The organism is Lentzea albidocapillata (genome assembly GCF_000719115.1).
Lineage (GTDB): Bacteria > Actinomycetota > Actinomycetes > Mycobacteriales > Pseudonocardiaceae > Lentzea > Lentzea albidocapillata.
The window spans coordinates 89,496-112,537 of record NZ_JOEA01000004.1 but is presented as its reverse complement, the minus strand read 5'-3'; the positions used below and the strand labels follow the sequence as shown (position 1 = coordinate 112,537).

Sequence of the window (23,042 nt, the reverse complement as noted above, 5' to 3'; positions counted from 1 at the left end):
ACGGTTTTCATTGACTAGAAGCGGCTGGGCAGTGGTGCTCCTGCTGTTTCTGGCTGCCTGTGGCCAGGAACAGCAGGACCCCGTGCTGACGTCCGAACTGACCTCGCCGATCGACGTGACGCTGCACTGGCGTCCGGAGGCGGGGTCGGCCGGACAGGTCGTCGAGTACGCGAACAGCCGGGACGGCGAGTACACGATCCTGGAGTTCGCCACACCGGCGAAGAACACCTACGAGCATCCGGACCTGATCCCGGAAACCGAGTTCTACTACCGGGTCCGGCCGTACACCGGGCCTGCTTCGGCCACTGTGGACGTCACGCTGCCCCCTGGCGACGAGGTGCCGGAGATCGAGGGGCCGGACTGGACCGCGCCGGTCAAGGCCGGCGGGGGCAAGGCGCCGGTGGCCTCACCCGAGGCGGCGGCGGCGGAGCTGAAGGCGGAGGTGAGACACGCCAACGGGATCCTGTTCACCTGGCAGGACCGGGCGTCGGACGAGGACGGGTACCTGATCGAGGTCAGGCCCGCGGGCGCGGCGGACTACCGCGTCGCCGTGCAGCTCGATCCGGACACCACCTCGTACGGGGTGATCACACTTCCAGACGAGAAGACCGCGACCTACCGGGTGCGCGCGTTCCGGTTCGGGTCGCCGTCGAACCTGACACACCAGACGACGGGGAAGGTCTGAACGCCTGTCTGGCACTCCACGCGCTCGCGGCGAGCAGTAACGCCGCGAGCGCGTAGGGCCAGGTCGTTCTCTCCGTGACGGCCAGGGCGCCGTTGATCGCGGCGAGCAGGCCGAACACGCTGGTCAGCAGCCACCAGGTCAGTTGATCGTCGTGCGGGTCAGCAGTCATTCGGGCGGACTACCCGTTGTCGGCCACCTTCACACCATCTTCGCCGTCTTTTTTCTCGCCGCGGCGGCGCATGAACGCGAAGCCGGGGATGCCGAGGATCGCCTGGCGCATGTCGCTCGTGACCTCGAGCAGCTGGTGCACCTCGGGACCCACCTTGTCCAGGGTCGCGAGGATCGGCAGGATGTCGCTGATCAGGTGCTCGGTCAGCACCGGCAGCTCGTCGACCAGCTTGATCGCGGCCTCGACCTCGTGCGGTGAGAGCTCGTCCACGAACCGCTTCGCGAGCGGCTGGGCCTGCTTGGCGAGCGGCTCGTACATGGCGATCAGCTCGTTGACCGTGTGCGCGGTGTGGCCGGCCGTCGTGACGACCAGCCCGGCCCGTCCGGCGACGTCGCTCGCGCTCGCCGTGATCGCGCGGACCTCGTCGACGGCCTTCTCCGCGTCCGCCACGACATCGGCCGTGCGGTCCACCAGTTCGCCGGCCCTCGCGACGATGCCGTCGACGGAGTCGATCGTGCCGTTGACCTTGCGGACGAGCTGTTCCACCTCGCCGAGCAGGCTCAGCACGCGGGCCGGAACGGCCGCGACGGCCACCGTCGTGCCGAGGGCGGTGTCGAGCGCCTGCCTGGCAAGTCCCATGCCGGGGATTTCCATGCGTCCACTCTGCCTTACGCGTTGGTCGATTCGGGGGAGCGCCATTCGGTTTTCGGAACTGTCAGACCCCGTCATTACGCTTCCTGATGTCTGCCACCCGGCTGACCGGGCGAACCGGGAACCATGCGCCGCCCGAAGTTGTCAGAGCCGGGGGTTAGCATCCCCGGCGGGCGAGGGAGGGCGCGTTATGTCTTGGTGGCACCGGATCAGACGCATTATCTCCGGTGGAGGGCGGGAATCGGCGAGTTTCGTCGCCGCACTGCTGGGTGTTCTGGTGCTCGCGGGCGCCGCGCTCGGGCAGGGCATCTCCCGCACGTCGGTCGCGGTGTCGGACGGGCTCACCTGGCTCGGCGACGACCAGCGCGGTGAGGTCGTGCAGATCAACCCCGGTTCGGGCAAGCCGCAGACGCGGTTGCAGATCAGCGGCCCCGACTCGCAGCTGGAGATCGCGCAGGAGGACGGCCGGCTGATCGTCCTGAACCGGCGCACCGGTGAGATCACCGTCATCGACCTGGCCACCCTGCTCGCCTCCGGCCGCCGCCAGGCGCCACCCGGTGCGACGAGCAAGGTGCTGGTGGCGAACGGGATGGTGTTCGTCGTCGACCGCGCGACCGGCACCGTGCACACCGCCGATCCGCTGACGCTGGCCGACGTCGGGCAGACCTGGCAGGCGGGCCAGCCCCTCGCCGACGCCGTCGTGGACGAGCGCGGGGTGCTGTGGCTGGTCGACCACGGCGGCACGTTGCGGTCGCTCGACTGGTCGGACGACGAGGAGAGGTTCGAGGAGCGCTCGCAGCGCCAGGTCACCGGTGCCGGGCCCCGGACCGTTCTCGTGCCGCACGGCCAGGGCGTCACACTCATCGGTCTGGACGGCGGTGTCGTCGTGCGCGACGGCACGGGGGAGGACGTCGACTCGTCGACCGACCGCTCCGACGCCGAGGTGATCGCCGCTCAGTCCTCGCCGATCGACCTGGTGCCCGCGTCGGTGCCGTCGTCCTCGGTCGTCGTGCTGGTCGTCGGCCGTGACGTCCTGCGCGTCGACGTCGGCGCGATGGGCTGCCCGAAGCCGGGGCGGCCCGCGGTGTTCCGCGACAAGGTCTACGTGCCCTGCAAGGGATCCGGCAAGGTCATCATCCTCGACCGGGGTGGCAGCCGCGGCGGCGACGACGTCCGCACGTCCGGTGGCGCCGACCCCGAGCTCGTGTTCGACGACGGCCGGTTGTTCGTGAACGTGCCGGGCTCGTCCACGGGCGTGCTGGTCGACGCGGACGGCGCGACGCGCTCGCTGACGATCCGCAGCCCCGAGCTCCCGGTGAAGGACCCGGACCGCTCGCCGCCGCCGTCCGTGCCGCCGCCCCCGCCGCCGAACCCGAACGAGCCGCAGAAGCCGCCGCGCAACAACGGCAACGGCAACGGGCCGACGACCGAGGTCTCACCGCCACCGACGACTCCCTCCACGCCTCCCTCCACCGGAAGCACGGCTCCGGCCGCGCCCGCCGGGGTGACGGTGCGGGAGAAGTCGCGCACCGCTTCCGCTCTCGTCGTGACGGTGAGCTGGACCGCGGCCACGTCGGCCGATCCGGTCGTGGGCTACACCGTCGCGGGTTCCGGTTCGTTCAGCGGTGGCTCGGTGTCGGCGCAGTCGGCCGGTACCTCCGCCGATCTTTCGGTGCCGTGCGCGGGTTCCACCTTCTGCTCGGGCGGCAGGCTCGACGTGACGGTGCGCGCGTCGACGGCGTCGACGGCCGGTGCCGCGGGCATGGCCGCGTTCACGATCACTCCGCCGCCGAACACCCCGCCGCCCAACACTCCGCCACCGACCACGACCACCCCGCCTCCTCCGCCGCCCCCGGTCACGACCACCACCACGCCACCGCCGCCTCCTCCACCACCGCCGCCTTCGCTGCCGACCGCGGGTGCCGTGGTGATCACCGGGGTCTCCGGCGGCCGGACGATGCCGTGGCGCACGTTCAGCATGTCGCCACCGGCGGACTGGGCGAGCCACAACGGCCGCTGTGAGGTCGTGAACCGGACGCAGGGCTACGCGGTCGGGATCCCGTGCAACGCCACCACGGCGCAGATCGGCGTGGAGGAGGGCAGCAACTCGATCGTCGTCCGCGCCTACGCCGCGACCGGTGCCGGGCAGGTCGACTCGGCGGCTCGCAACGTGCTGTACACGTTCGACGAGTGCCAGGGAAAGCCAGGCTGTATCCCGCGGATGGCACCGGCCGGAGTGGAGACCGCGCCGATGGGCGCGGGTGGGCTGGGTCTGCTGGCGTGCGCGTTCCTGCTGCGCATCGGTGTTCGTCGTGGAGAAGAGGAAAAGTGATCGACACCGGTGAGGTCTCGGCCTTCCGCGACCTGCACACCCGCCTCGCGGACGCGGTCGAGAGCGCCGTGCGCGGCAAGCGTGACGTGGTCGACCTCGTGCTGGTGGCCATGTTCGCGGGCGGTCACGTGCTGCTCGAAGACGTGCCCGGCACGGGGAAGACGACGCTGGCGCGTGCCGTCGCGGGCGCGCTGGGCGGGGTGTCGCGGCGCGTGCAGTTCACGCCGGACCTGCTGCCCTCCGACGTCACGGGCACCTCGGTCTACGACCCGCAGACGGGCCAGATCCGGTTCCGGCCCGGTCCCGTGTTCGCGAACATCGTGCTGGCCGACGAGATCAACCGCGCGGCGGCCAAGACGCAGTCCGCGCTGCTGGAGGTCATGGAGGAGCGGACCGTCACGATCGACGGTGTCGGGCACGCGGTGCCCGACCCGTTCCTCGTGGTGGCCACGCAGAACCCGATCGACCTCGACGGCACGTACCGGCTGCCCGAGGCTCAGCTCGACCGCTTCATGCTGCGCACCTCCATCGGCTACCCGTCGGTGGAGGACGAGCTGGACGTGTTGCGTCCCGGTAGTGGCGCGGGCCGGATCGCCGACGTGCGCACCGTGTCGTCGCCGCGCGAGATCAGCGCGTTCAGCGGACGGTTGCAGTTGTTGCACGTCGCCGACCCGATCCTGCAGTACATCTCCGCGCTGGGCACGGGCACCCGCACCGACGAACGGCTGCGGCTCGGCACCTCGACGCGTGGCCTGCGGACGCTCGTGCGCTGCGCACAGGTGTACGCGGCGTCGAAGGGGCGGCATTTCGTGGTGCCGCAGGACGTTCAGGACATCGCCGACCCGGTGCTCGCACATCGGCTGGTGCTGACGCGCGAGAGCGTCCTGTCGGGCGTCACGACGTCCGAGGTGCTGGCCGACGTGCTCTCGCGCGTGGCCGTGCCCAAGCCCGCGACGCAATGAGACTCACCGTGCGCGGCACCGGAACCGCGGTGCTGGGCCTGCTGATGCTCGGTGTCGGCCTGTGGTGGCGGTACGCGGGCATGGCGGCGTTCGGCCTGGCGCTGACCGCACTGGTCGTCGCCTCGATCGTCTCCGTGCTGGTCGCGTCGCCGCTGTCGGTCTCGCGCACGGTCCGTCCGCGCACGGTGCCGCGGCTGGCGCGGTGCAGCGGCAGACTGGAGCTGTCGTCCACCGGTCGCCGGCCGGTGGCGCTGGACGCCGTCGACATGGTGGCGGGCTCACCGATGGACGTCGACGTGCCGTTGCTGGCACCCGGCGCGGTCGAGGCCGTCGACTACGCGATCCCGACCGAACGCCGAGGCGTGTTCGACGTCGGGCCGTTGACGTTGCGGCGCAAGGGTTTGGCCGGTCTGGCGCAGGCGCGCACCGTGCTGGGCGAGGTCGTCCAGGTGCGGGTGGTCCCGCGCGTGCTGCCGGTCCGGGGCCTGCCGTCCGGTGCCCGCCGGGGCCAGGTCGGCGCCGATGAACGCGTCGAGCGCGGCGGCACCGACCTGGTGGGGTTGCGGGAGTACGTGCCCGGCGACGACCTGAGGCGCCTGCACTGGGCGACGTCCGCGCGCACCGGCACCCTCATGATCCGCGAGGACGCCGACCCGGCCCGGCCGCACCTGGCCGTGCTGCTGGACGACAACGCGTCCTCCTACGTGGAGGAACAACGCTTCGAGGAGGCCGTCGAGGTCGCGGCGTCGCTCATCACGTCGGCCCTGGAGCAGGGACATCCGGTGCGGCTGCTGACGTCGTCCGGCGGCACCGACCTCGAGGAGCAGCAGGACTCGGCGCCGATCCTGTCCGCGCTGGCCGACCTCGGGCTGCGGGACGTCGACGGCCGGCCGACCGTGCCGGTACGCGACCTCGACGTGGTGGCCGTGATCAGCGGGACCTCGGTGCCCGCGCTGGTGCTGGAGGCGGGACGGGCCGCGTTCGGCGTCGTGCTCGTGGTGGACGAGAAGCGGCCGGTCGAGGCTGCCGGTTCGGTGCTGGTGGTCAGCGGGGCGCGGGCGGAGGACCTGGTCGACTCGTGGAACGCGGTGGTGGCGCGGTGAACAACTCCCTGCTGAAGTACGGCTGGGTCACCGCCGTCCTCGTCGTCGGCGCGCTCCAGCTCTCGCAGGCCTGGGACGGCGCCACCCTCTACTTCGGACTCGCCGCGCTCGCCGGATTCGCGGCCCTGCCGCTGAAGCGGATCGTCCCGGCCGGGCTCGCCGCCCTCGCGGTCATGGTGCTCGCGCTGACGGGCGGGTTCTTCCTGGCCCGCGGCGCGTCCCCGGACCGCGATCCCACGTGGGTGCTGCTCGACACCGTGCCGAGGCTGCTCACGGCGGCCCGTCCCGCGCCCGCGACACCCGAACTGCTCGTGCCCGGCCTGCTGCTGATCATCGGCGTGTCCACCGGCATGGTGCTGTCGGTGACCAAGCGCGGCACGGCGTTGTTCGTGCCGGCGCTCGGTGCGGCCACCCTGTACGTGTCGGCGGCGCTGCTCACCACCGGCCGTGCGGACCGGTCCGGCCTCGTCGCGCTGACGCTGGTCGTGGTGCTGGCGCTGGGCTGGCTGATCATCGACCGGCGCGGGCCCGTGGTGCCCCCTGCGGTGCTCGCCACGACCCTGGCCGCACTCACGCTGCTCGCTTTCGTGTTGCCTGCCAACGGTTTCGAGCCGCGCAAGCTCGTCACGCCACCGGTCACCAACATCGCGATCTCGAACCCGTTGCCGCAGCTCGCCGCGTGGGCGGCACAGGGGGAGACGGAGCTGTTCCGGATGCGCGGGCCCGAGGTGCCGGTGCGGCTGGTGACGCTGAGCCGGTACTCGGGCGCGTCGTGGGAGGCGGCCTCGAGGTACGGGCCGCTCGGCGTGGTCGACGCACCGGACCTGCCGATCGGCGGCAAGTTCCAGGACGCCAGCGTCGACCTGCGGATCACCGGACTGCGGGGGGAGTGGCTGCCGGGCGTCGGGAAGCCGCAGGCGGTGTCGCTGAGCGACGCGATGGTCGATCCCGACACCGGGTCGCTGGTCGTGGCCGACGGGCTGAAGGCCGGGCTGAACTACACGGTGCGCGGGGTCGTCGAGACGCCCGCCGACACGGATCTCGCCGAGGCCCAGGTCCCTGCCGCCGCAACGAAGTACACGGCCTTACCTCGGTTGCCGTTCACGCTGGCCGAGTACGCGCGGCAGGCGACGCAGAACGCGCGCACGCCGTACGAGAAGGCCGTGGCGCTGGAACAGGTCGTGCGGCTCAACCGCAGGCCGGACGCCGAGGCGCCGGTCGGTTCGTCCTACGCGCGGCTGGAGACGTTCCTGTTCGGCGCGGCGGGCGAGTCCGGCGCGGGAGCGGGGACGGCGGAGCAGTTCGCGTCGGCCTACGCGGTGCTCGCGCGTGCGGTCGGGTTGCCGACGCGGGTCGTGGTCGGGTTCCAGCCGGTGCCCGAGCAGAACGGTGAGCGGATCGTGCGGGCCGCGGACGCCACCGCGTGGCCCGAGGTGTACTTCAGCGGGTGGGGCTGGGTCGCGTTCGATCCCGTGTCCGGCAACGGAAGCGGGCCGAGCGCCGCCTCGAAGCGGGAGGTGCTGAACCGGCTCGCGTCGACCACCGCGAAGCCGGCGCCGACCTCGCTGGCATCGGTGCCGCCGCTGGTGCAGCCGACCGCGGTGCGCGACGACCGGGCCGCCGTGCCGCAGGCTCCGAAGGGCTTCCCGTACTGGGCGTTCACACCGGTACTGGTGCTCGCCGGGCTGTTCGTGGCACGGACTTCGCGCCGGGTCAGGCTGCGCGCGGCCGGCCCGGTGGGAGCGTGGCACGAGGTGCTCGACTCGTTGCAGCTCGCCGGGTTGCAGCCGTTGCCGAGCCGCACCGTGCCGGACGTTGCGGGCGAATGGGGTGAGGCGGGCGCACGGCTGGCGGTCCTGGTCGACCAGGCCGCGTTCGCACCGGAGCCGGTCCAGCACGAGAACAGCTGGCGGCTGGCCCGGCAGGTGAAGAAAGCGGTGCGGCGCAAGGCTTCCTGGTGGCGCAAGGTCGTCTGGGCGATCGACCCGCGGCCGTTGTTCCGGCGCTGACCGATCAGCGGACCACCTGTGCGGGGATGCAGTTCTTCCCGGTGACCTTGAACAGCGCCTCGCACAGCGCGGGCGCGGTGTCCGAAGGGAACGGTCCGAGCCAGATGAACTGCGTGAACCGCGAGTCCTCCGGAACGATGACCGGGCAGACGTCGTCGCGCCTGCTCAGCAGCGCGGTTTGGCCGCGCAGCGCGGGGTTCGCGCTCTCACGGTGCCGCACCCACATCGTCTCGTAGTCCAGCAACACCCGGACCTCGGAGTCCGGCATCGCGCCCTCCAGCGAGTGCAGGACGAGGACGGACGAGCCCGGGTCGCACGGCATGTCCGTGTATTCGAGCTGATCGGGCACAGCGGGCGAGGTGGTGGCGTCACCGGCGTTCTGCCGGGACTGGGACTGCAGGTTGCCGCCGATCAGCATCCCGATACCGATGCCGACGGCGAGCGGAACGGCCACCCACACCACGAGTGTCCGGCGCTTTCGTCCACGAGCGAACATCGGTGGGCCGGCATAACGAGCGCTCTGCACCGGGGGACCGTACGCCAGTTCGTGCTGCCGCAACAACGGCTCGAAACATTCGCCCGGCAACGTTCCGGGCCGCACCACTAGTTCTTGTTGGCACAGACCTTTGCGGAGCTGCCGCGTTCGCCGTTGTAACCGAGCGCCGCGATCTGGAAGCAACGCCGGTCGCCGCCGCCGTCCTCGATGACGTGCTTGGTGCTTCCGCCGGTCACCGTGATCACCGCGTACGGTTTGGCACCGGTCACGTCGACCACCACGAACTGGGCCTGGCCGTCGCTCGGATCGGTCCACTCCAGCTCGATCGTCCGGCCCTTGTACTCGGCGCGCTTGAGGACCGGGACGAACTTCGGGTCGGTGTTCGGCGACGGTCCCGCGTCGGCGGAGTCCGACGTCGGCACGGGCGGTGTTGTTGTCATCGCAGGTGGTTGGGCCTGCTGGCCGCCGCCGTCCCGGTTGAGGACGATGCCCGCGGCGAGCCCGCCCGTCACCGCGACCACGGCCAGCAATGCGAGCACGCCGCCGCGTTTGCTCCTGCGGACCGGTGCCGTCATCGGTTCGACAGGAGGAAGTTCCACGCTCGGTAGCACCGCGACCGGAACAGGACGCGGGGGTGGCGGCGGGACGAGGTCGTGCTGCCGGTACGTCAGGTCTTCGAGCCTGCCCCGCCACGAGTCGTCGCGCTCGGCCTCGGGTTCCGGTTCCGGTTCCGGTTCGGGCGTGAACCCGCGCGGGCCGAAACCCGGCGCCTCGGTCGGGCCCTCCGGATAGAAGTCGGGGCGTTCGCCCAGCATCGCCGTCGCGTCGGGGTCCACAGTGGACAGAACGGTGCCGGAGTCCGCCGCCGTCAGCGCGTCGCGCAACTCCAGTGCCGAACCGAAACGCTCCGCCCTGTCCTTGCGCAGGCAGCGTTCGATCACGGCGGCCAGCCACGCCGGCACGTCGAACCGGGTGAGCGGCCGGGGTTCGCCGCTGCTGACACGGCCGACGTAGGACAGCAGCGTGTCCTCGTCCGGGTTGTCCGAGGCGAACGGCGGCTTGCCCTCCAGCAGCGTGAACAGCGTCGAGCCGAGCGACCAGACGTCGTCGGCGAACGACGGCGTGGCGCCCTCCAGCATCTGCGGGGCGGCATGCCGGTAGCTGACCATCTGCAGTGACGCGGAATGCCCCGCGTCGGCGCCGCGCGCGATGCCGAAATCGGCCAGCACGTATGAAGTCGGGAGCACCAGGACGTTCTGCGGTTTCACATCCCGGTGCAGGATGCCCTGGCCGTGCGCGAACGCCAGCGCGTCCGCGACCGCGATGCCCGCCGCCACGACGTCCGGCACGGGCAGCGGGCCCATGGCGCGCAACCGGTCGTGCAGCGAGCCTCGTTCGTAGAACTCCATGACGATGCATGGGCGGCCGTCCGGCAGCGTGCCCGTGTCGAGCACCGTGACGATGTGTGGGTGCTGGCGGCCCAGTTCGACGGTGATCGCCAGTTCGCGGCGGAAGCGCGCGACCGTGGCCGGGTCCGTCACCTGCAGCACCTTGACCGCGACGTCCCTGCCCAGACCGTCCTGGCGGGCCCGGTAGATGGTGCCCTCGCCGCCCTGCGCGATCACGCGGAAGGCGCTGAAACCGGGCAACGCGATCCCGGGCGCCTGCGCGGCGCTCTGCGCGGGCGCCCAGGCCATCAGGTCGTCTTCCACCGGCGAATCCTATCCCGGAGCGAGGGGGTCACCGATGGACGTTCGTCGGGAAAGGCGTGGAGGGTTCGAATCAGTCGGTGATCACTTTCACCTGGAATCCCAAGGACTGCAGCATTCCGGTGAGCATCACCCGCGTGTTCTCCTCGGCGCGGGTGAGCAGTTCCGACCGCTTCGCGGCCTCCGTCAGCCTGGTCTCGGCGGCGACGTAGAACCGTTGCAGGTCAGGAGGTCCCGCGAGCGCCTGCAGGTCGTCGACCAGGCCGCGTTCCTGGCTGAAGACGTACGAACGGTCGTGGTGCAGGTTCGGTTTGTCCAGTTGCGCCTTCGGTATCCTCAGTTCGACGGTCTTCCCGTCCGCCGACACGACCAGGCCGTCGTCCTTCAGCGTCCCCAGGTCCACGAAGGCGTTGACCGACCCGGCCGCCACGAAGAGTGTGCGTTCGCCCGCCAGCGCCGCGGGTACCCACTTGACGTCGTTCTCGATGTCCAGCACGACCTGGAATTCGCCTGCCGCGGCGTGGTACTGGCTCAGGTCCCGCACCGATTCGAGCATGGCGGGCTGGCTGCGGTCGATGGATTCGTCACCGAAGGGCCTGAACTGGCCGAAGACGTGGACCGCCGCACCGAGGAGAATGACGACGGCCGCGACCAGAGCTCCACGCATCACCCAGCGCCTGTCCACCGCGTTGGAGTACCCGTGAGGTGATGCGCGCACACGGTCCGTATGGGCTAATCGACCCGTGCGGAATCAGTTCCGTGTCCACGTGGTTGGCTTTGGACGAGACGAGAGCGATTGATCGGGAGGCGTGCGGTGGACCCGGAGAACCTGTACGAGGTGGACTCGGAGGTGCCGGACCTGACAGGTGCGGTGCTGCTGCACCACTTCGAGGGCTTCATGGACGCCGGCGCCGCGGGCCGTCTGCTTTCCGAACACCTGCTGGAGACGCTGGAGAGCCGCGTCGTCGCGCGTTTCGACGTCGACGGCCTGATCGACTACCGCTCGCGCCGCCCGCTGATGACCTACGCGACCGACCACTGGGAGGACTACGCCGCCCCGGAACTGGTCGTGCACCTGCTCTGGGACAGCGCGGGCCACCCGTTCCTGCTGCTCACCGGCCCGGAGCCGGACCGCAGCTGGGAGGCGTTCATCCAGGCCGTGCGTTCCCTCATCGACCGCTGGGGCGTGCGTCTGACCGTGGGCTTCCACGGCATCCCGATGGGCGTGCCGCACACACGGCCGTTGAACGTCATCGGCCACGCCACGCGTCCCGAGCTGGTCTCGGAGTACCAGCCGTTCTTCAACCGCGTGCAGGTGCCGGGCAACGTCTCCGGGCTGCTGGAGTTCCGCCTCGGCCAGGCGGGCCACGACGCGATGGGCTTCGCCGCCCAGGTGCCGCACTACCTGGCGCAGTCGCAGTACCCGACCGCCGCCGTGACCCTGCTCGACGCCCTGGCCCGCGCGACCGGCCTCGCGCTGCCCATCGGCGGCCTCGCCGACGCCGCCCAGGCCGCCGACGCCGAGATCCACCGCCAGGTCGCGGAGTCCGAGGAGGTGGCCCAGGTCGTGGAAGCGCTCGAGCGGCAGTACGACGCGTTCATCCAGACTGTCGGCAACACCGACCTCCCCAGCGCGGACGAACTGGGCGCCGAGTTCGAACGGTTCCTGGCCGAGCAGCAGCGTCCGCCGGACCACCTGTAGGAGCTTTGTGATGGCCACCTGGGACGACGTGCACCGGATCGCCACCTCCATGCCTGATGTCACGGAGCGGGTGCGCGAGGGCGTCGTGGACTGGAGGGTCAAGGACAAGCTGTTCGTCTGGGAACGGCCGCTGCGCAAGACCGACCTGTCGGCACTGGGCGCCGCGGCGCCGTCCGGGCCCATCCTGGCGGCCCGCGTGCCCGACCTGGGGGCCAAGGAGGCCCTGCTGGCCTCGGACCACTCGGTCTACTTCACGACTCCGCACTTCCACGGGTACCCCGCGATCCTGGTGCGGCTGGAACACATCGAGGTGGGGGAGTTGGAGGAGTTGATCGTGGAGGCATGGCACGCTCGGGCACGGCGCCGGTGACGCTGACGAAGTGGATCCGCGAGGTCGCGGACGAGCCGTTGCTGCTGAAAGGTGATCTCCTGGCCCAGGCGGAGGAGAACACCTGGTCGCTGGGCAGGGCCAGGGGGGAGACACCCGTGGCGGCGGAGGTGGTCGCCGCGTTCGAGGAGACCGCGCGACGGCTCGATGAGCGCGTGACCGCGATGGAGCGGACAGCGACCTTCTACGTCTGGTACGACGTGCAGGCAGGGCACTTGAAGTGTTCGACGAGCTCGGCGAAGAAGGACGCGCTGCCGTTCGGCGCCAAGGTCGATCCGGACGCGACGCTCGCGGCCGTCGTCGGCGGTTACCTAGCCGGCGCCTCGCCGGGCACGGACGAGGATTTCGTCCTTCCCGTGTGGACCGCCGAGGTCGGGCTCTAGTGGAATTCCTCTGCTACCACCGGGACAGGTCCGGCTCGATGCCGTTGCGCTCGCGCCTGGTCGAGGAGCACTGGTCCTACATGGACGGGTTCTCGCTGATCGCTCGCGGCCCGACGTTCCTGGACGGCCTGGTCACCGGCAGCGTGCACATCGTCGACGTGCCGGACGCGGCGGCGGCCCGTGCGTTCGCGTTCGAGGAGCCCATCTACCAGGCCGGTGGCTACCGCGACGTGCTGGTGCGCAGGTGGCGCAACGTGCTCGGGCGCACCATGTGGGACTTTGCCGGCGGCCGCGAAGGTGGCGGTCGCCTCGTGCTCGGCTTCGGGTCGGGGGAGGCCACCGACCTCGTGCCGGCGCGGCCCGAGGAGCTGATCGCGTACGGGCCGCTGCTGTCCGACGACGGCGCCGCGTGGCTGGGAACGGCGGCGCTGGTCAGGTCAGCTGACCTGACCAGCGCTGTGCTGACCCTCGACCGCTACGACGCGGTCGAGGTGCATGAGTGGGAGTTCGGCGGCCGGCGCTAGTGGTGTGACTCAGAACGTTGGCTGGGTAATTCACGCTCAGCAGGGCGCCTCGCGGCACCGCCCCCACGCCCCCGTACATCCAGTACGAGGACGTGGGGCGGCACCACGAAACACCCGTCTGACCGCGAATTCGCCCGGCAACGTTCCGAGCCACACCACTAGTAGCTGACGAACCGGTAGTGCAGGCCGCTGCTCGACTCCAGCCACTCACCGACGCTGACCGGCTCACGATCCACGGCAGGGGCGAAGGTGTCGCCCTCGAACGATTCGCGGATCTCGGTCACCTCGACGCGGTCGGCGAACGGCAGCGTCGCCGCGTACACCGCCGACCCGCCCATCACCCACAGGTCGCCGGTGACGTCCGCCAGGGCTTTCTCCAGCGAGGAGAACGTCTCCGCACCCTCCTGCCCGGTGCGCGACAACACGAGGTTGCGGCGGCCTGGGAGCGGGCGGAAGCGCGGCGGCAGCGACTCCCACGTGCGGCGTCCCATGAGGACGGCCGAACCCGCGGTGATCTCGCGGAAGTGCTTCATGTCCTCGGGAATGTGCCAGGGAATGGCGTTGTCGCGGCCGATCACGCCGTTCGCGGACTGCGCCCAGATCAGCCCGATCACACCGCCACCGGAGCCTTGATGCCGGGATGCGGGTCGTAGCCCTCGATCGTGAAGTCCTCGTAGGCGTAGTCGAACAAGGACGCCGCCGGCGCCATCTTCAGCGTGGGGAACTCGCGCGCCTCGCGGCTGAGCTGCAGCTCGACCTGCTCGACGTGGTTGTCGTAGATGTGGCAGTCGCCGCCGGTCCAGACGAAGTCGCCGACGCCGAGGCCCGTCTGTGCCGCGATCATGTGCGTCAGCAGCGCGTAGGACGCGATGTTGAACGGCACGCCGAGGAACAGGTCCGCGCTGCGCTGGTAGAGCTGGCACGAGAGCTTGCCGTCCGCGACGTAGAACTGGAAGAACGCGTGGCACGGCGGCAGCGCCATGTTCGCGATCTCGCCGACGTTCCAGGCGGAGACGATGATCCGGCGCGAGTCCGGGTTCGTCTTCAACGTCTTGAGAACGTCGGCGATCTGGTCGATGTGCCCGCCGTCCGGGGTGGGCCACGAGCGCCACTGCACGCCGTAGACCGGGCCGAGCTCGCCTTCAGGAGACGCCCACTCGTCCCAGATGGACACACCGTGCTCCTGGAGCCAGCCGACGTTGCTGTCGCCGCGCAGGAACCACAGCAGCTCGTACGCGATCGACTTGAAGTGCACGCGCTTGGTCGTGATCAGCGGGAAGCCCGCGGCGAGCGGGTAGCGCAGCTGGTGGCCGAAGATGGACCGCGTGCCGGTGCCGGTGCGGTCCTCCTTGCGCACGCCCTCTTTCAGGACGTGGCGGAGCAGGTCTTCGTACTGCGTGTCGGGCATGGAATCACCCTAACCAATTCCAGCGGTCGGACGACGTCAGCTCCGCCACGTCGCGCGCGCCCTCTGCTCGTCGATCGCGCGGAGAGGATGTCAAAGCTTGGCGAGCGCCTCAACGAGTGGCTTGAGCTCCGGAACGTCCCCGGCTTCCGACAGTGACTCGGAGAGCACCTCGTCGTGCGTGGGACGGGCGAGCGCGAGCAGCTCCTGGCCCTTCTCGGTGACCTCGGTGTAGATGCCGCGCCGGTCGGTGGGGCAGAGGTAGCGCGCGAGCAGGCCGCGGTCCTCGAGTCGCGTGACCAGGCGCGTCGTGGCTGACTGGCTGAGCACCACGGCGTTGGAGAGCTGGTTCATCCGGAGGTGGAACCCGTCCTGGCGGTTGAGGACGTCCAGAACGGTGTACTCGCTGACCGAGAGGGAGTGTGCCTTCTGGAGTGCTCTCTCGAGACGGTCCTCGATGCGCGCGTGCAGCGCCGCGAGCGTGCGCCAGCCCTGCGCGCGCGCCTGGACGGCGTCGTCGTCCAGTGACATACGTCAACCCTTCTCGAATAGACAGCGTGTGCAACTATTGCGTACGCTTGTAAACGTCTTCAACAAGTCTACCGGGGAGAGACATGGATCTGTCGGGACGCACGGCACTTGTGACGGGCTCCACCGCGGGCATCGGCTTCGCCGCTGCGGAAGGCCTGCTCAAAGCGGGTGCCACCGTCGTCATCACCGGCCGCACCGAGGAGCGGGTGGCCGAAGCGGCCGGCCGGCTCAGCGCCCACGGTGACGTGCGCGGTGTCGCGGCGGACCTCGCGACCGCCGAGGGCGCGGCCGACCTGATCGGCCAGGTGCCGGACGTGGACGTGCTGGTCAACAACCTGGGGATCTACGGCGCGAAGCCGGTCTTCGAGATCGACGACGCCGAGTGGCAGCGCTACTTCGACACCAACATCATGTCCGGCGTCCGGCTGGCCCGGCACTACACGCCGCGCATGGTCGAGCGCGGCTGGGGCCGGGTGATCTTCGTGAGCAGCGAGTCGTCCGTCTTCACGCCGACCGAGATGGTCCACTACGGCATGACGAAGACCGCGCAGCTCGCGATCTCGCGCGGCATGGCCCAGGAGGTCAAGGGCACCGGCGTCACCGTGAACTCGGTGCTGCCCGGCCCGACGCTGACGCCCGGCGTCGAGGAGTTCATCCGCGAGCGCGTCGGCGAGGGCGGCGAGGCCGAGTTCGTCCGCACCGAACGCCCCACGTTGCTGCTGGGCCGCCTGATCCGCCCCCACGAGGTCGCGAACCTCATCACCTACGTCGCGTCGGACCTGTCGTCCGCGACGACCGGGGCCGCGTTGCGCGTCGACGGCGGCACCGCTCCGACGTTGATTCCCTGATCACAGTAAGGACTTTGCTTTGAACACCGTGAAGCTCGACAACGGCGTCACCATGCCCCAGCTCGGTTTCGGCGTTTGGCAGGTGCCCGACGCGGAGGCCACCCCGGCCGTCGCGGAGGCGCTGAAGGCCGGCTACCGCAGCATCGACACGGCCGCTGCCTACGGCAACGAGGCCGGCACCGGTGCGGCCATCGCCCAGTCCAGTGTGGACCGTGACGACATCTTCGTCACCACCAAGCTCTGGAACGACGACCACGGCTACGACGCGACGAAGCGCGCGTTCGACGAGTCGCTGCGCAAGCTCGGCCTCGACGTCCTCGACCTCTACCTGATCCACTGGCCCACCCCGGCCCGCGACAACTACGTCGACACCTGGAAGGCGTTCGTCGAGCTGCAGAAGGAAGGCCGCGTCCGCGCGATCGGCGTCTCCAACTTCCAGCCCGCGCACCTGAAGCGGCTGATCGACGAGACCGGTGTCGTGCCGGCGGTCAACCAGATCGAGCTGCACCCGTACTTCCAGCAGGACGAGCTGCGCGCGTTCCACGCCGAGCACGGCGTCCAGACCGAGGCCTGGTCCCCGCTCGGCCAAGGCGGCGAGTTGCTCAGGGACCCCGTCGTGCAGAAGATCGCACTCGCGCATGGCAAGTCGGCAGCCCAGATCGTGCTGCGCTGGCACCTGCAGATCGGCAACGTCGTGATCCCGAAGTCCGTGACGCCGTCCCGGATCCAGGAGAACATCGACGTGTTCGACTTCGAGCTCCCGCAGGCCGAGATCGAGCTGCTGTCCACTCTGGACCGCGGCGGCCGCATCGGCCCGGACCCGGACGAGCTCAACTAGTCCAGGAAATACGAAGCCCCGGCCCGCATCAAGCGGTCCGGGGCTTCGTCGGCAACGGGCAAAGGACTTATGCCCGCATGACTGTGGCGATCGGGATCCGCGCCGCCCGGATGGCCGGGATCAGCCCGCCGAGCACACCGGCGATGAGACCCGCGAGCACACCGGCGACACCCGCCTCCCAGGGGAAAGCGGTGCCCTGCAACGACGGGAACCTGCTGCCGAACATCATCAGCGCCACCTGCAACCCGGCGGCACCCGCGCCGATCGCCAGCGCGGCCGTCAGCAGGCCTGTCAGCAACGTCTCCGCGAGCACGATGCCCGCGAGCAGCATCCGGGACATGCCGACCGCGCGGCGCAGCGCGAACTCCTCGACGCGCTCGCCGACGGTGGCGAGGCCGACGTTCAGGATGCCCGCGACACCGATCAGCAGCACCAGGAACGCCATGCCGAGGAAGATCAGCCGCATGATCTTCAGCTCGGACTCCATGCGCTCCTTGGAGTTCACCGCCTGGAAGTGCATCTGGTCCTGCGACAGGCCCGCGCCGACGAGCTTGGCCTTGAGCAGCTGCTGCAGGTCGTCGGTACCCGGCTGCAGGTAGAGCTCCAGCTGGGTGCCGCCGCCACGGAACCTGTCCACCTCCGTGGTCGAGGCGGCCGCCGGCATCCACGTGCGCAGCTCGTCGAGGCGCATGTAGACGCGTGGTGACATGGAGCCGTCCTGCACGACGCCGATGATCTGCGGTGACACGTGGTGGGTGGCGCCGTCGATCATCATCTCGCCGGGGACGCGGTACTGCTTGAGGCCCTTGGCGGCCTCCTCGTTCAGCACGATGCGCGGCGCCAGCGACGGGGCGGTGCCGAAGTCCAGCCAGGAGCCGGAGACCGGGCGGAACGGCTTGAACGGGCGGATGTCGCCGGTCAGCGCGACCATGTTGACCTCGATCGCCTGGCCGTCCGGCTTTCGCTCTTCCTTCTTCTGCTCGGTGCAGGTGCCGTTGGCGTCGCAGTACACCATCGGACCGGAGTAGTCGCCGCCCCTGCCCGCGTACTCGAACGGCATGCCGCCCTCGTTGATCGGCCGCACGCCCGGCTCGCCGATGATCGCGCGAGAGCCGATCATCGCGACCGCGTCGGTGCGCCCCTTCAGCGTCGACTCGACGATGCCCGGCGCGCCCTTCTCGCCGGGGATGTAACCCGTGATCGTGCCGTCCTTGCCGGACTGCAGCTCGACGTCGGTGAGCATCGCGCGTTCGGCGATCTCGGACCCCGCCTGCACGGCCACGATGGCGAGGACGCCGAGGAACAGCGAGACCATCGAGAGGAACGTGCGCAGTTTGCGGGCGCGGATGCCCTGTCCGCCGATGACCAGGGCGGACCGGAACTTGCCGGAAAGCATCAGTTGAACCGCCCGTCGCGCAGCTCCATCACGCGGCCCATCTTGCGCGCGTGATCATGATCGTGCGTGACCAGCACGAGGCCGCAGCCCTGCCTGGTCGTGTTGAGCAGCACCTCGACGACGAGGTTGCCGGTCTCGGTGTCGAGCGCGCCCGTGGGCTCGTCGGCGAGGATGATGCGCGGCTGGCGGACGAGTGCGCGGGCGATCGCCACGCGCTGCTGCTCACCGCCGGAAAGCCTGGTGGGCTTGGATTTCGCGAGGTGCGCGATGCCGACCTGCTCCAGCGCCTCCATCACCTGCTGCTTGCGCTTGCGCCGCGCCGACCAGCCCTGGCCGTTCACCAGCGCCATCGCCACGTTCTGCGCCGCGGTGAGGTGCTTGAGCAGGAAGAAGCGCTGGAACACGAACCCGAACTCCGCGCTGCGCAACGCCGCCGCCCTGCGTTCGGGAAGCTTCGTGATGTCGTTGCCGTGCAGGAAGTACTTGCCCTCGTCGGCACGGTCGAACAGCCCGAGCAGCGACAGCAGCGTCGACTTGCCGGAACCGGAGCGGCCGAGGATCGCCACGCTCTGTCCAGGATGGACGGTGAAGTCCACACCGGACAGGATCGTGCGCGGTTCCCCCTGGCCCTTCAGGACCTTCGTGATGCCGTTGAGCTGAAGCAGCGGTGCCTGAACCTGCACCGTGGGTTGTTCCAAGGACTGCGTCATCACGGTCCCGTCGGCTTGGACTGGTCGCCGCCCTGCTGCTGGCCCTCTGGCAGGTTCGGGCCCGGCACGGCGAGCTCCTCGTCACCGGTGAGACCGGACTTGACCTCGATGACCTTGCCGTCGGTCAGGCCCAGCACCACGTCGATGGTGCGGCGCGAGCCGTCGGGCTGGATGACGTCGACCTTGCCCTTGCCCTGCTGACCCGCCACGGCCTCGACCGGAACGACCAGCGCCTGCGCCGACTTGCCCGTGGTGACCTCGATCGACGCGGTGGCGCCGTTGATCATCTGCACGTCCGCGGGCGCGGTGCACACGAGGCGCAGGCCGGTGGAGGCACTCGGCTGCTGCGGCTGCTGCTGGGGCTGTTGCGGCGGCTGCGGCTGGTCCTTCTTCTCGTCCTTGGTGTCCGGCGTGGCCGGCGGCTTCTCCGGGACGGTGCCCTGCGGCAGCGCGGCGATCGTGCCGAGCACGGCGCACGGGAACGGGCCGGGCCCGTTCTTGATCTGCACCACGACGTCGGTGAGCGCGCCGTTGATCTTGTAGGCCTGCTGGCCGTCGATGTCGCCGACGATCGCGTAGCCGACGTGCTTGGCGGACGCGATCGGCATGCCCGCCGTCACCGCCGCCTTGTCGTCCACGAGCCGGCCACTGAACGTGGAACCCGCCGGGGCCTCCACGTAGTTCGGCTGCTGGTCCTTCCACACCGTCGCGACCCGGATGGGCTTGGTCGGCGTGCCGTTCGGCGCCGGGACGTCGAAGTACCGCACCTGCCCCGCGACCGGCGCGACGAGCCCGAACGTCGGGTTCATCTCGACCTTGCCGGAGATGCTGAGCTTGGTGGTCAGGTCCTGCCTGGTGGGCTTGACCTTGGTCATCGGTGTGCCGCGCGGCGCCAGCTCCGGATTGGTCTGTTCCGGACCTGACGGACTGCACGCCGCCACGGCTACCGTGATCAGCGCGCACAACGGCGCGAGAACAATTTTGCGCACGAACGTCCCCCATGTCGTTTCGACCAACCTACCGATAAGGACACCTGACGGGCCCCGCAGGTTGCATCAGTCTTTCGGCCGATGCACATCGACGTTTCGGCTCAGATCAAAACAAGTGGTGTGACCCGGCCCGTTGGCGAGGTAATCCACGCTCAGCAGGGCACCTCGCGGCGCCGCCCCCACGCCCCCGTACAACCAGTACGAGAACGTGGGGGCGACACCACGATGCGCCCGTCTGACCGCGAATTCCCCCGGCAACGCTCCGGGCCACACCACTAACGTCCGAGGGCTGCGGCGTACGCGGAAAGCGCTTCACGGTCGGGCTGTCCGGTCTTCGCGATGAGCGAGGCGACGTGCTTTTCCACCGTGCGCGGCGAGATGTGCAGCCGCGTGCCGATCGCTTTGTTGCCCATCCGGTCAGCCAGCAGCACGAATACCTCGAACTCACGGACCGTCACGCCGTGCCCGCGCAGCTGCCGCGGCACCTGGTCGGTGCCGTTGCGCCGTTGCTGCACCGGCGCTCCCGCCTGCCGTAACAGGCCCCGGCACGCCGACGCCACCGCCGGGATCGTGGCCTGGTGGAAGTACTCCTCGGCCGAACGCAGCCAGGACACCGGATCGCCCCACTCCGCCGCTTCTTGCGCGACGAGCCGGCGGCCGAGGTGACGGGCCAGCGGATAAGGTTCCGCGGCCTCCTGGGCGCGCTGGAAGGCTTCCAGGGCCTCGGCGCAACGGCTGTCGCGGCCGAGGAGAACGGCGCGCGCCAGTTCGGTGAACTGCCGGTTCCACCGCATTCCCGAGGCGGACGCCGCCGTCAGCGTGCGGTAGTCGGACCAGCCGAACCGGCCGTCGAGTACGCCGAGCAGGACTCGCATGCCGTGCGTGCCGGACAGGTGGAACGTCGTGGGGTTCTGCGATTCCAGGGCGAGCGCGCGGTCGAGCTCCGTCATCGCCAGCGCGTGGTTCTCCTCCAGCAGCGCGCAGAACGCGCGGGCGAGCCCGAAGCACAACGGGTACTCCTGCGCCCCGTTCTTCGCGACCGCCTCGAACTCGCCGATGGCGTTCTCGGTCTCGGCGCGGTTGCCCCGATGCCCGGCCAGCACGGCCTTCGTCATCAGCAGGTAGCGGGTGAGCGCGTGGAACCGCAGGCGCGTCGTGGTGCGCAGGCACCGCTCGATCTCCTCGGCGGCCACGACGTGGTCACCGGTCAGCACCGACTGCAGTGCCAGAATCGCGTCCACGTTGTGCGCCACCGTGATCGCGCCTGCCCGGCACGCCTCGGCGTGTGTGCGGCCCAGGGACGCGGTGCTGCCGTGCTGCAGCCATTCGTTGCCCGCCAGCCGGACCAGCGCGTAGACGTGCTGGATCGGCATCTGGTGCGTGCCCGCGAGAGCGAGGGCCTTGCCGAAGCAGGCGTTCGCCTCGTCGATGTCGTGCTCGCGCGCGATGATCCCGAGCAGTTGCCACGCCTCGCACGCCACCGCCGGTAGCCGTGCCCGGTCCGCCGCCAGTGCCGCCTGTCTGGCTAGGCCCGCGGCGGACGAGATCCGGTCGGCGCTCGGGATGTTCAGCGTGAGGTACGCGGAGTTGACGTCCAGCTGCGCGGCCAGTTCGTCCGGTGCGTCCGGGCCGAGCAACGTCCGCGCGATGCGCACCTGTTCCACGCCTTCGGTGAACCAGCCGGCGAGGTAGGCGACGCGGGACAGTCGCGTGTGGAGCTTCGCGCGCAGCGAGGCGTCCAGTCCGTGGAGGTCGTTCACATCCAGCGCGAAGGCGCGTTCGAAGTCGCCCGTCTCGGCCAGTGCGGGCAGCAGCGTGTCGAGGACCTCGGCGCGGGCCACGGCGTCGTCGGTGAGCAGGCTTTGCGCGCGGTCGAGCAGCGTGACCGCCGACTCCGCCGCCCCGCCCGACAACGCCCGCCTGCCCGCCTCGGCGAACAGAAGTCCCGCCTGCGTACGGGATCCGGCGTCGAACCGCAGTTTCGCGACGAGCGGGCACCAGTCGCCGGGCAGGCCGGGATGCAGGTCCTCGGCCGCGTCCGCTGTGCGCGACGACAGGTCCACGCGTTCGGCCGGGGTCAGCTGGGCCAGCAACGCGTCCGCGGTGAGCGGGTGGCGGAACGCGTACCAGTCCGGAGCGGGCTCGTCCGGCGTCACTAGTTGCGCGGCCACTCCCGCGTGCAGGTGGCTGAGCAGTTCCCGGTCGTCGATGCCGGTGACCTTCTGCACCACGGAAAGCGGGAACCGGTGGCCCAGCACCGCCGCGATGGACAGCACCTCACGACCCTGCGGCCCCAGCCTGTCCGTGCGGTGCGCGACGCTGCGCACGAACGCCGCCGGCACGGGAAGCTTGAGCTCGCCCAGCACCTGCCAGCCGTCCACACCGGCCACGAGCAGGCCGCCGCTCACCATGCCGTGCAACAGTTCCTCGATGACGAACGGGTTCCCGGCGCTGTCCGTCCACAAGCGATCGACGAGCTCCGCCGGGACCAGCGCGCTGTCCAGGCAGGCGGCCGTCATCTGGCCGACCTCGTCCTGCGAGAGCCGGTGCAGCTCCACCAGCCTGCCGGAGCCGCGTTGCACCATCCGGTGCACGAGCTCGAGCGCGTGGCCGGGTTCGGTGCGGATCGTGGCCAGCAGCAGAACCGGCTGGTCCTCCAGGTTGTCCGCCAGGTACTCCACGACCGCGAGCGTCTCGGCGTCCGCCTCGTGCAGGTCTTCGAGCACGAGCAGGCACGGCGTCTTGCGCGCGACGGACGCGAGCAGCCGCAGCACCGCCTCGGCCAGCACGACGACCGACTCCTTCGTGGACCGGTGGTCGTGCCACTCGGGGATCAGCGTGCCCAGCACCGGTTTGTACGGCCCGAGCGCGGAGTCGTCCGGCGGTTCGCCGCGGAACAGGCCCAGGAGCGCTTCCGCGATCGGACGAAACGGCACCATCGGACCGATGGTCGTGCCGCGTCCTTTGAGCACCCGCATGCCCTCGTCGTACGCCTGGCCCGCCGCGTACCGGGCGAGCCTGGACTTGCCGATGCCCGCCTCCCCGGTGACGAAGACGGAGCCGCCACGGGCCTCGCGGGTGTGCGCGAGTGCCCCCGTGATGGCCGTGACCTCGCGATCACGGCCGACCACGTGGGGCGCTCGGGTCTGCATGTCTGGACCCTAATGGTCCTGTGCGGTTCTCCGTATCGCCTGCCAGGCCTATTCGTGGCA

22 protein-coding genes are annotated in these 23,042 nt (G+C 70.2%); 11 read left to right on the top strand and 11 right to left on the bottom strand.

The genetic code is table 11. The features are described 5' to 3' along the window. The first annotated feature begins 34 nt into the window (after nucleotides 1-34). Nucleotides 35-685, top strand: a complete 651-nt coding sequence (locus IG04_RS0106150; protein ID WP_144065597.1) for a fibronectin type III domain-containing protein — start codon at nucleotides 35-37, stop codon at nucleotides 683-685. A 178-nt stretch (nucleotides 686-863) separates the two neighbouring features. Here IG04_RS0106150 and IG04_RS0106145 read toward each other — a convergent pair whose 3' ends face one another. Further along, nucleotides 864-1,508, bottom strand: coding sequence for a hypothetical protein (locus IG04_RS0106145; protein WP_030475554.1), 645 nt, complete (start codon nucleotides 1,506-1,508; stop codon nucleotides 864-866). 187 nt (nucleotides 1,509-1,695) lie between these two features. On the opposite strand from IG04_RS0106145, the gene IG04_RS46295 reads away from it, so the two are divergent. From IG04_RS46295 to IG04_RS0106125, 4 genes are read left to right on the top strand one after another with little or no spacing between them, the layout of a single operon-like run. Next, nucleotides 1,696-3,837, top strand: a complete 2,142-nt coding sequence (locus IG04_RS46295; protein ID WP_157512871.1) for an NHL repeat-containing protein — start codon at nucleotides 1,696-1,698, stop codon at nucleotides 3,835-3,837. Next, nucleotides 3,834-4,799: an AAA family ATPase gene (locus IG04_RS0106135; RefSeq protein WP_030475552.1), complete on the top strand. Its 966-nt coding sequence runs from the start codon at nucleotides 3,834-3,836 to the stop codon at nucleotides 4,797-4,799. The genes IG04_RS46295 and IG04_RS0106135 overlap by 4 nt, the downstream gene beginning before the upstream one ends. Before the next feature lie 8 nt (nucleotides 4,800-4,807). Then, entirely contained in the window at nucleotides 4,808-5,902 is a 1,095-nt protein-coding gene (locus tag IG04_RS0106130) for a DUF58 domain-containing protein (RefSeq protein WP_245816564.1), read from the top strand. Next, nucleotides 5,899-7,911: a transglutaminase-like domain-containing protein gene (locus tag IG04_RS0106125; RefSeq protein ID WP_144065593.1), complete on the top strand. Its 2,013-nt coding sequence runs from the start codon at nucleotides 5,899-5,901 to the stop codon at nucleotides 7,909-7,911. Before IG04_RS0106130 ends, IG04_RS0106125 begins: the two co-directional genes overlap by 4 nt. Before the next feature lie 4 nt (nucleotides 7,912-7,915). On the opposite strand, the gene IG04_RS0106120 is transcribed toward IG04_RS0106125, so the two are convergent. The 3 genes from IG04_RS0106120 to IG04_RS0106110 all read right to left on the bottom strand — a co-directional run bounded on the left by IG04_RS0106120 (nucleotide 7,916) and on the right by IG04_RS0106110 (nucleotide 10,801). Continuing rightward, nucleotides 7,916-8,512, bottom strand: a complete 597-nt coding sequence (locus tag IG04_RS0106120; RefSeq protein ID WP_169745982.1) for a hypothetical protein — start codon at nucleotides 8,510-8,512, stop codon at nucleotides 7,916-7,918. A gap of 2 nt (nucleotides 8,513-8,514) precedes the next feature. Beyond that, nucleotides 8,515-10,119 carry a serine/threonine-protein kinase gene (locus tag IG04_RS43740; protein ID WP_051769007.1) on the bottom strand — a complete coding sequence of 535 codons (1,605 nt, stop codon included), beginning with the start codon at nucleotides 10,117-10,119 and terminating at the stop codon, nucleotides 8,515-8,517. Between the two features lie 70 nt (nucleotides 10,120-10,189). Continuing rightward, on the bottom strand, nucleotides 10,190-10,801 hold the full coding sequence (locus tag IG04_RS0106110) for a DUF4230 domain-containing protein (protein WP_245816562.1): 612 nt from the start codon (nucleotides 10,799-10,801) through the stop codon (nucleotides 10,190-10,192). A gap of 129 nt (nucleotides 10,802-10,930) precedes the next feature. Here IG04_RS0106110 and IG04_RS0106105 point away from each other — a divergent pair, with 129 nt between their 5' ends. The 4 genes from IG04_RS0106105 to IG04_RS0106090 are packed head-to-tail and all read left to right on the top strand — an operon-like array spanning nucleotide 10,931 to nucleotide 13,113. Continuing rightward, complete coding sequence (locus IG04_RS0106105; RefSeq protein ID WP_036013892.1) at nucleotides 10,931-11,818, top strand: proteasome assembly chaperone family protein; 888 nt, start codon at nucleotides 10,931-10,933, stop codon at nucleotides 11,816-11,818. A 10-nt stretch (nucleotides 11,819-11,828) separates the two neighbouring features. Then, nucleotides 11,829-12,188: an MmcQ/YjbR family DNA-binding protein gene (locus IG04_RS0106100; RefSeq protein ID WP_030475545.1), complete on the top strand. Its 360-nt coding sequence runs from the start codon at nucleotides 11,829-11,831 to the stop codon at nucleotides 12,186-12,188. Next, entirely contained in the window at nucleotides 12,161-12,589 is a 429-nt protein-coding gene (locus tag IG04_RS0106095; protein ID WP_051769005.1) for a hypothetical protein, read from the top strand. The genes IG04_RS0106100 and IG04_RS0106095 overlap by 28 nt, the downstream gene beginning before the upstream one ends. Beyond that, complete coding sequence (locus IG04_RS0106090) at nucleotides 12,589-13,113, top strand: YciI family protein (RefSeq protein WP_030475543.1); 525 nt, start codon at nucleotides 12,589-12,591, stop codon at nucleotides 13,111-13,113. The genes IG04_RS0106095 and IG04_RS0106090 overlap by 1 nt, the downstream gene beginning before the upstream one ends. Before the next feature lie 158 nt (nucleotides 13,114-13,271). On the opposite strand, the gene IG04_RS0106085 is transcribed toward IG04_RS0106090, so the two are convergent. The 3 genes from IG04_RS0106085 to IG04_RS0106075 all read right to left on the bottom strand — a co-directional run bounded on the left by IG04_RS0106085 (nucleotide 13,272) and on the right by IG04_RS0106075 (nucleotide 15,049). Then, nucleotides 13,272-13,727, bottom strand: a complete 456-nt coding sequence (locus tag IG04_RS0106085) for a dihydrofolate reductase (RefSeq protein WP_030475542.1) — start codon at nucleotides 13,725-13,727, stop codon at nucleotides 13,272-13,274. After that, on the bottom strand, nucleotides 13,724-14,521 hold the full coding sequence (locus IG04_RS0106080; protein ID WP_030475541.1) for a thymidylate synthase: 798 nt from the start codon (nucleotides 14,519-14,521) through the stop codon (nucleotides 13,724-13,726). Before IG04_RS0106080 ends, IG04_RS0106085 begins: the two co-directional genes overlap by 4 nt. A 90-nt stretch (nucleotides 14,522-14,611) precedes the next feature. Beyond that, on the bottom strand, nucleotides 14,612-15,049 hold the full coding sequence (locus IG04_RS0106075; RefSeq protein ID WP_030475540.1) for a MarR family winged helix-turn-helix transcriptional regulator: 438 nt from the start codon (nucleotides 15,047-15,049) through the stop codon (nucleotides 14,612-14,614). A gap of 83 nt (nucleotides 15,050-15,132) precedes the next feature. Between IG04_RS0106075 and IG04_RS0106070 the strand changes: the two genes are divergently transcribed. Beyond that, on the top strand, nucleotides 15,133-15,897 hold the full coding sequence (locus IG04_RS0106070) for an SDR family NAD(P)-dependent oxidoreductase (RefSeq protein WP_030475539.1): 765 nt from the start codon (nucleotides 15,133-15,135) through the stop codon (nucleotides 15,895-15,897). A 52-nt stretch (nucleotides 15,898-15,949) separates the two neighbouring features. Continuing rightward, the gene (locus IG04_RS0106065) at nucleotides 15,950-16,735 is read left to right on the top strand and encodes an aldo/keto reductase (protein ID WP_051769122.1); all 786 of its coding nucleotides are present in this window, start codon (nucleotides 15,950-15,952) and stop codon (nucleotides 16,733-16,735) included. A gap of 67 nt (nucleotides 16,736-16,802) precedes the next feature. Here the strand turns inward: IG04_RS0106065 and IG04_RS0106060 are convergent, their stop codons facing one another. The 4 genes from IG04_RS0106060 to IG04_RS0106045 form a co-directional block, all read right to left on the bottom strand. After that, complete coding sequence (locus IG04_RS0106060; RefSeq protein WP_030475537.1) at nucleotides 16,803-18,131, bottom strand: ABC transporter permease; 1,329 nt, start codon at nucleotides 18,129-18,131, stop codon at nucleotides 16,803-16,805. Next, nucleotides 18,131-18,841 carry an ABC transporter ATP-binding protein gene (locus IG04_RS0106055; protein ID WP_051769119.1) on the bottom strand — a complete coding sequence of 237 codons (711 nt, stop codon included), beginning with the start codon at nucleotides 18,839-18,841 and terminating at the stop codon, nucleotides 18,131-18,133. The genes IG04_RS0106060 and IG04_RS0106055 overlap by 1 nt, the downstream gene beginning before the upstream one ends. After that, complete coding sequence (locus IG04_RS0106050) at nucleotides 18,841-19,830, bottom strand: efflux RND transporter periplasmic adaptor subunit (protein WP_030475535.1); 990 nt, start codon at nucleotides 19,828-19,830, stop codon at nucleotides 18,841-18,843. The genes IG04_RS0106055 and IG04_RS0106050 overlap by 1 nt, the downstream gene beginning before the upstream one ends. A 275-nt stretch (nucleotides 19,831-20,105) precedes the next feature. Next, a complete protein-coding gene (locus tag IG04_RS0106045) occupies nucleotides 20,106-22,982 on the bottom strand; it encodes a LuxR family transcriptional regulator (protein ID WP_030475534.1) in 2,877 nt (958 codons plus the stop codon). Between the last annotated feature and the right edge of the window lie 60 nt (nucleotides 22,983-23,042).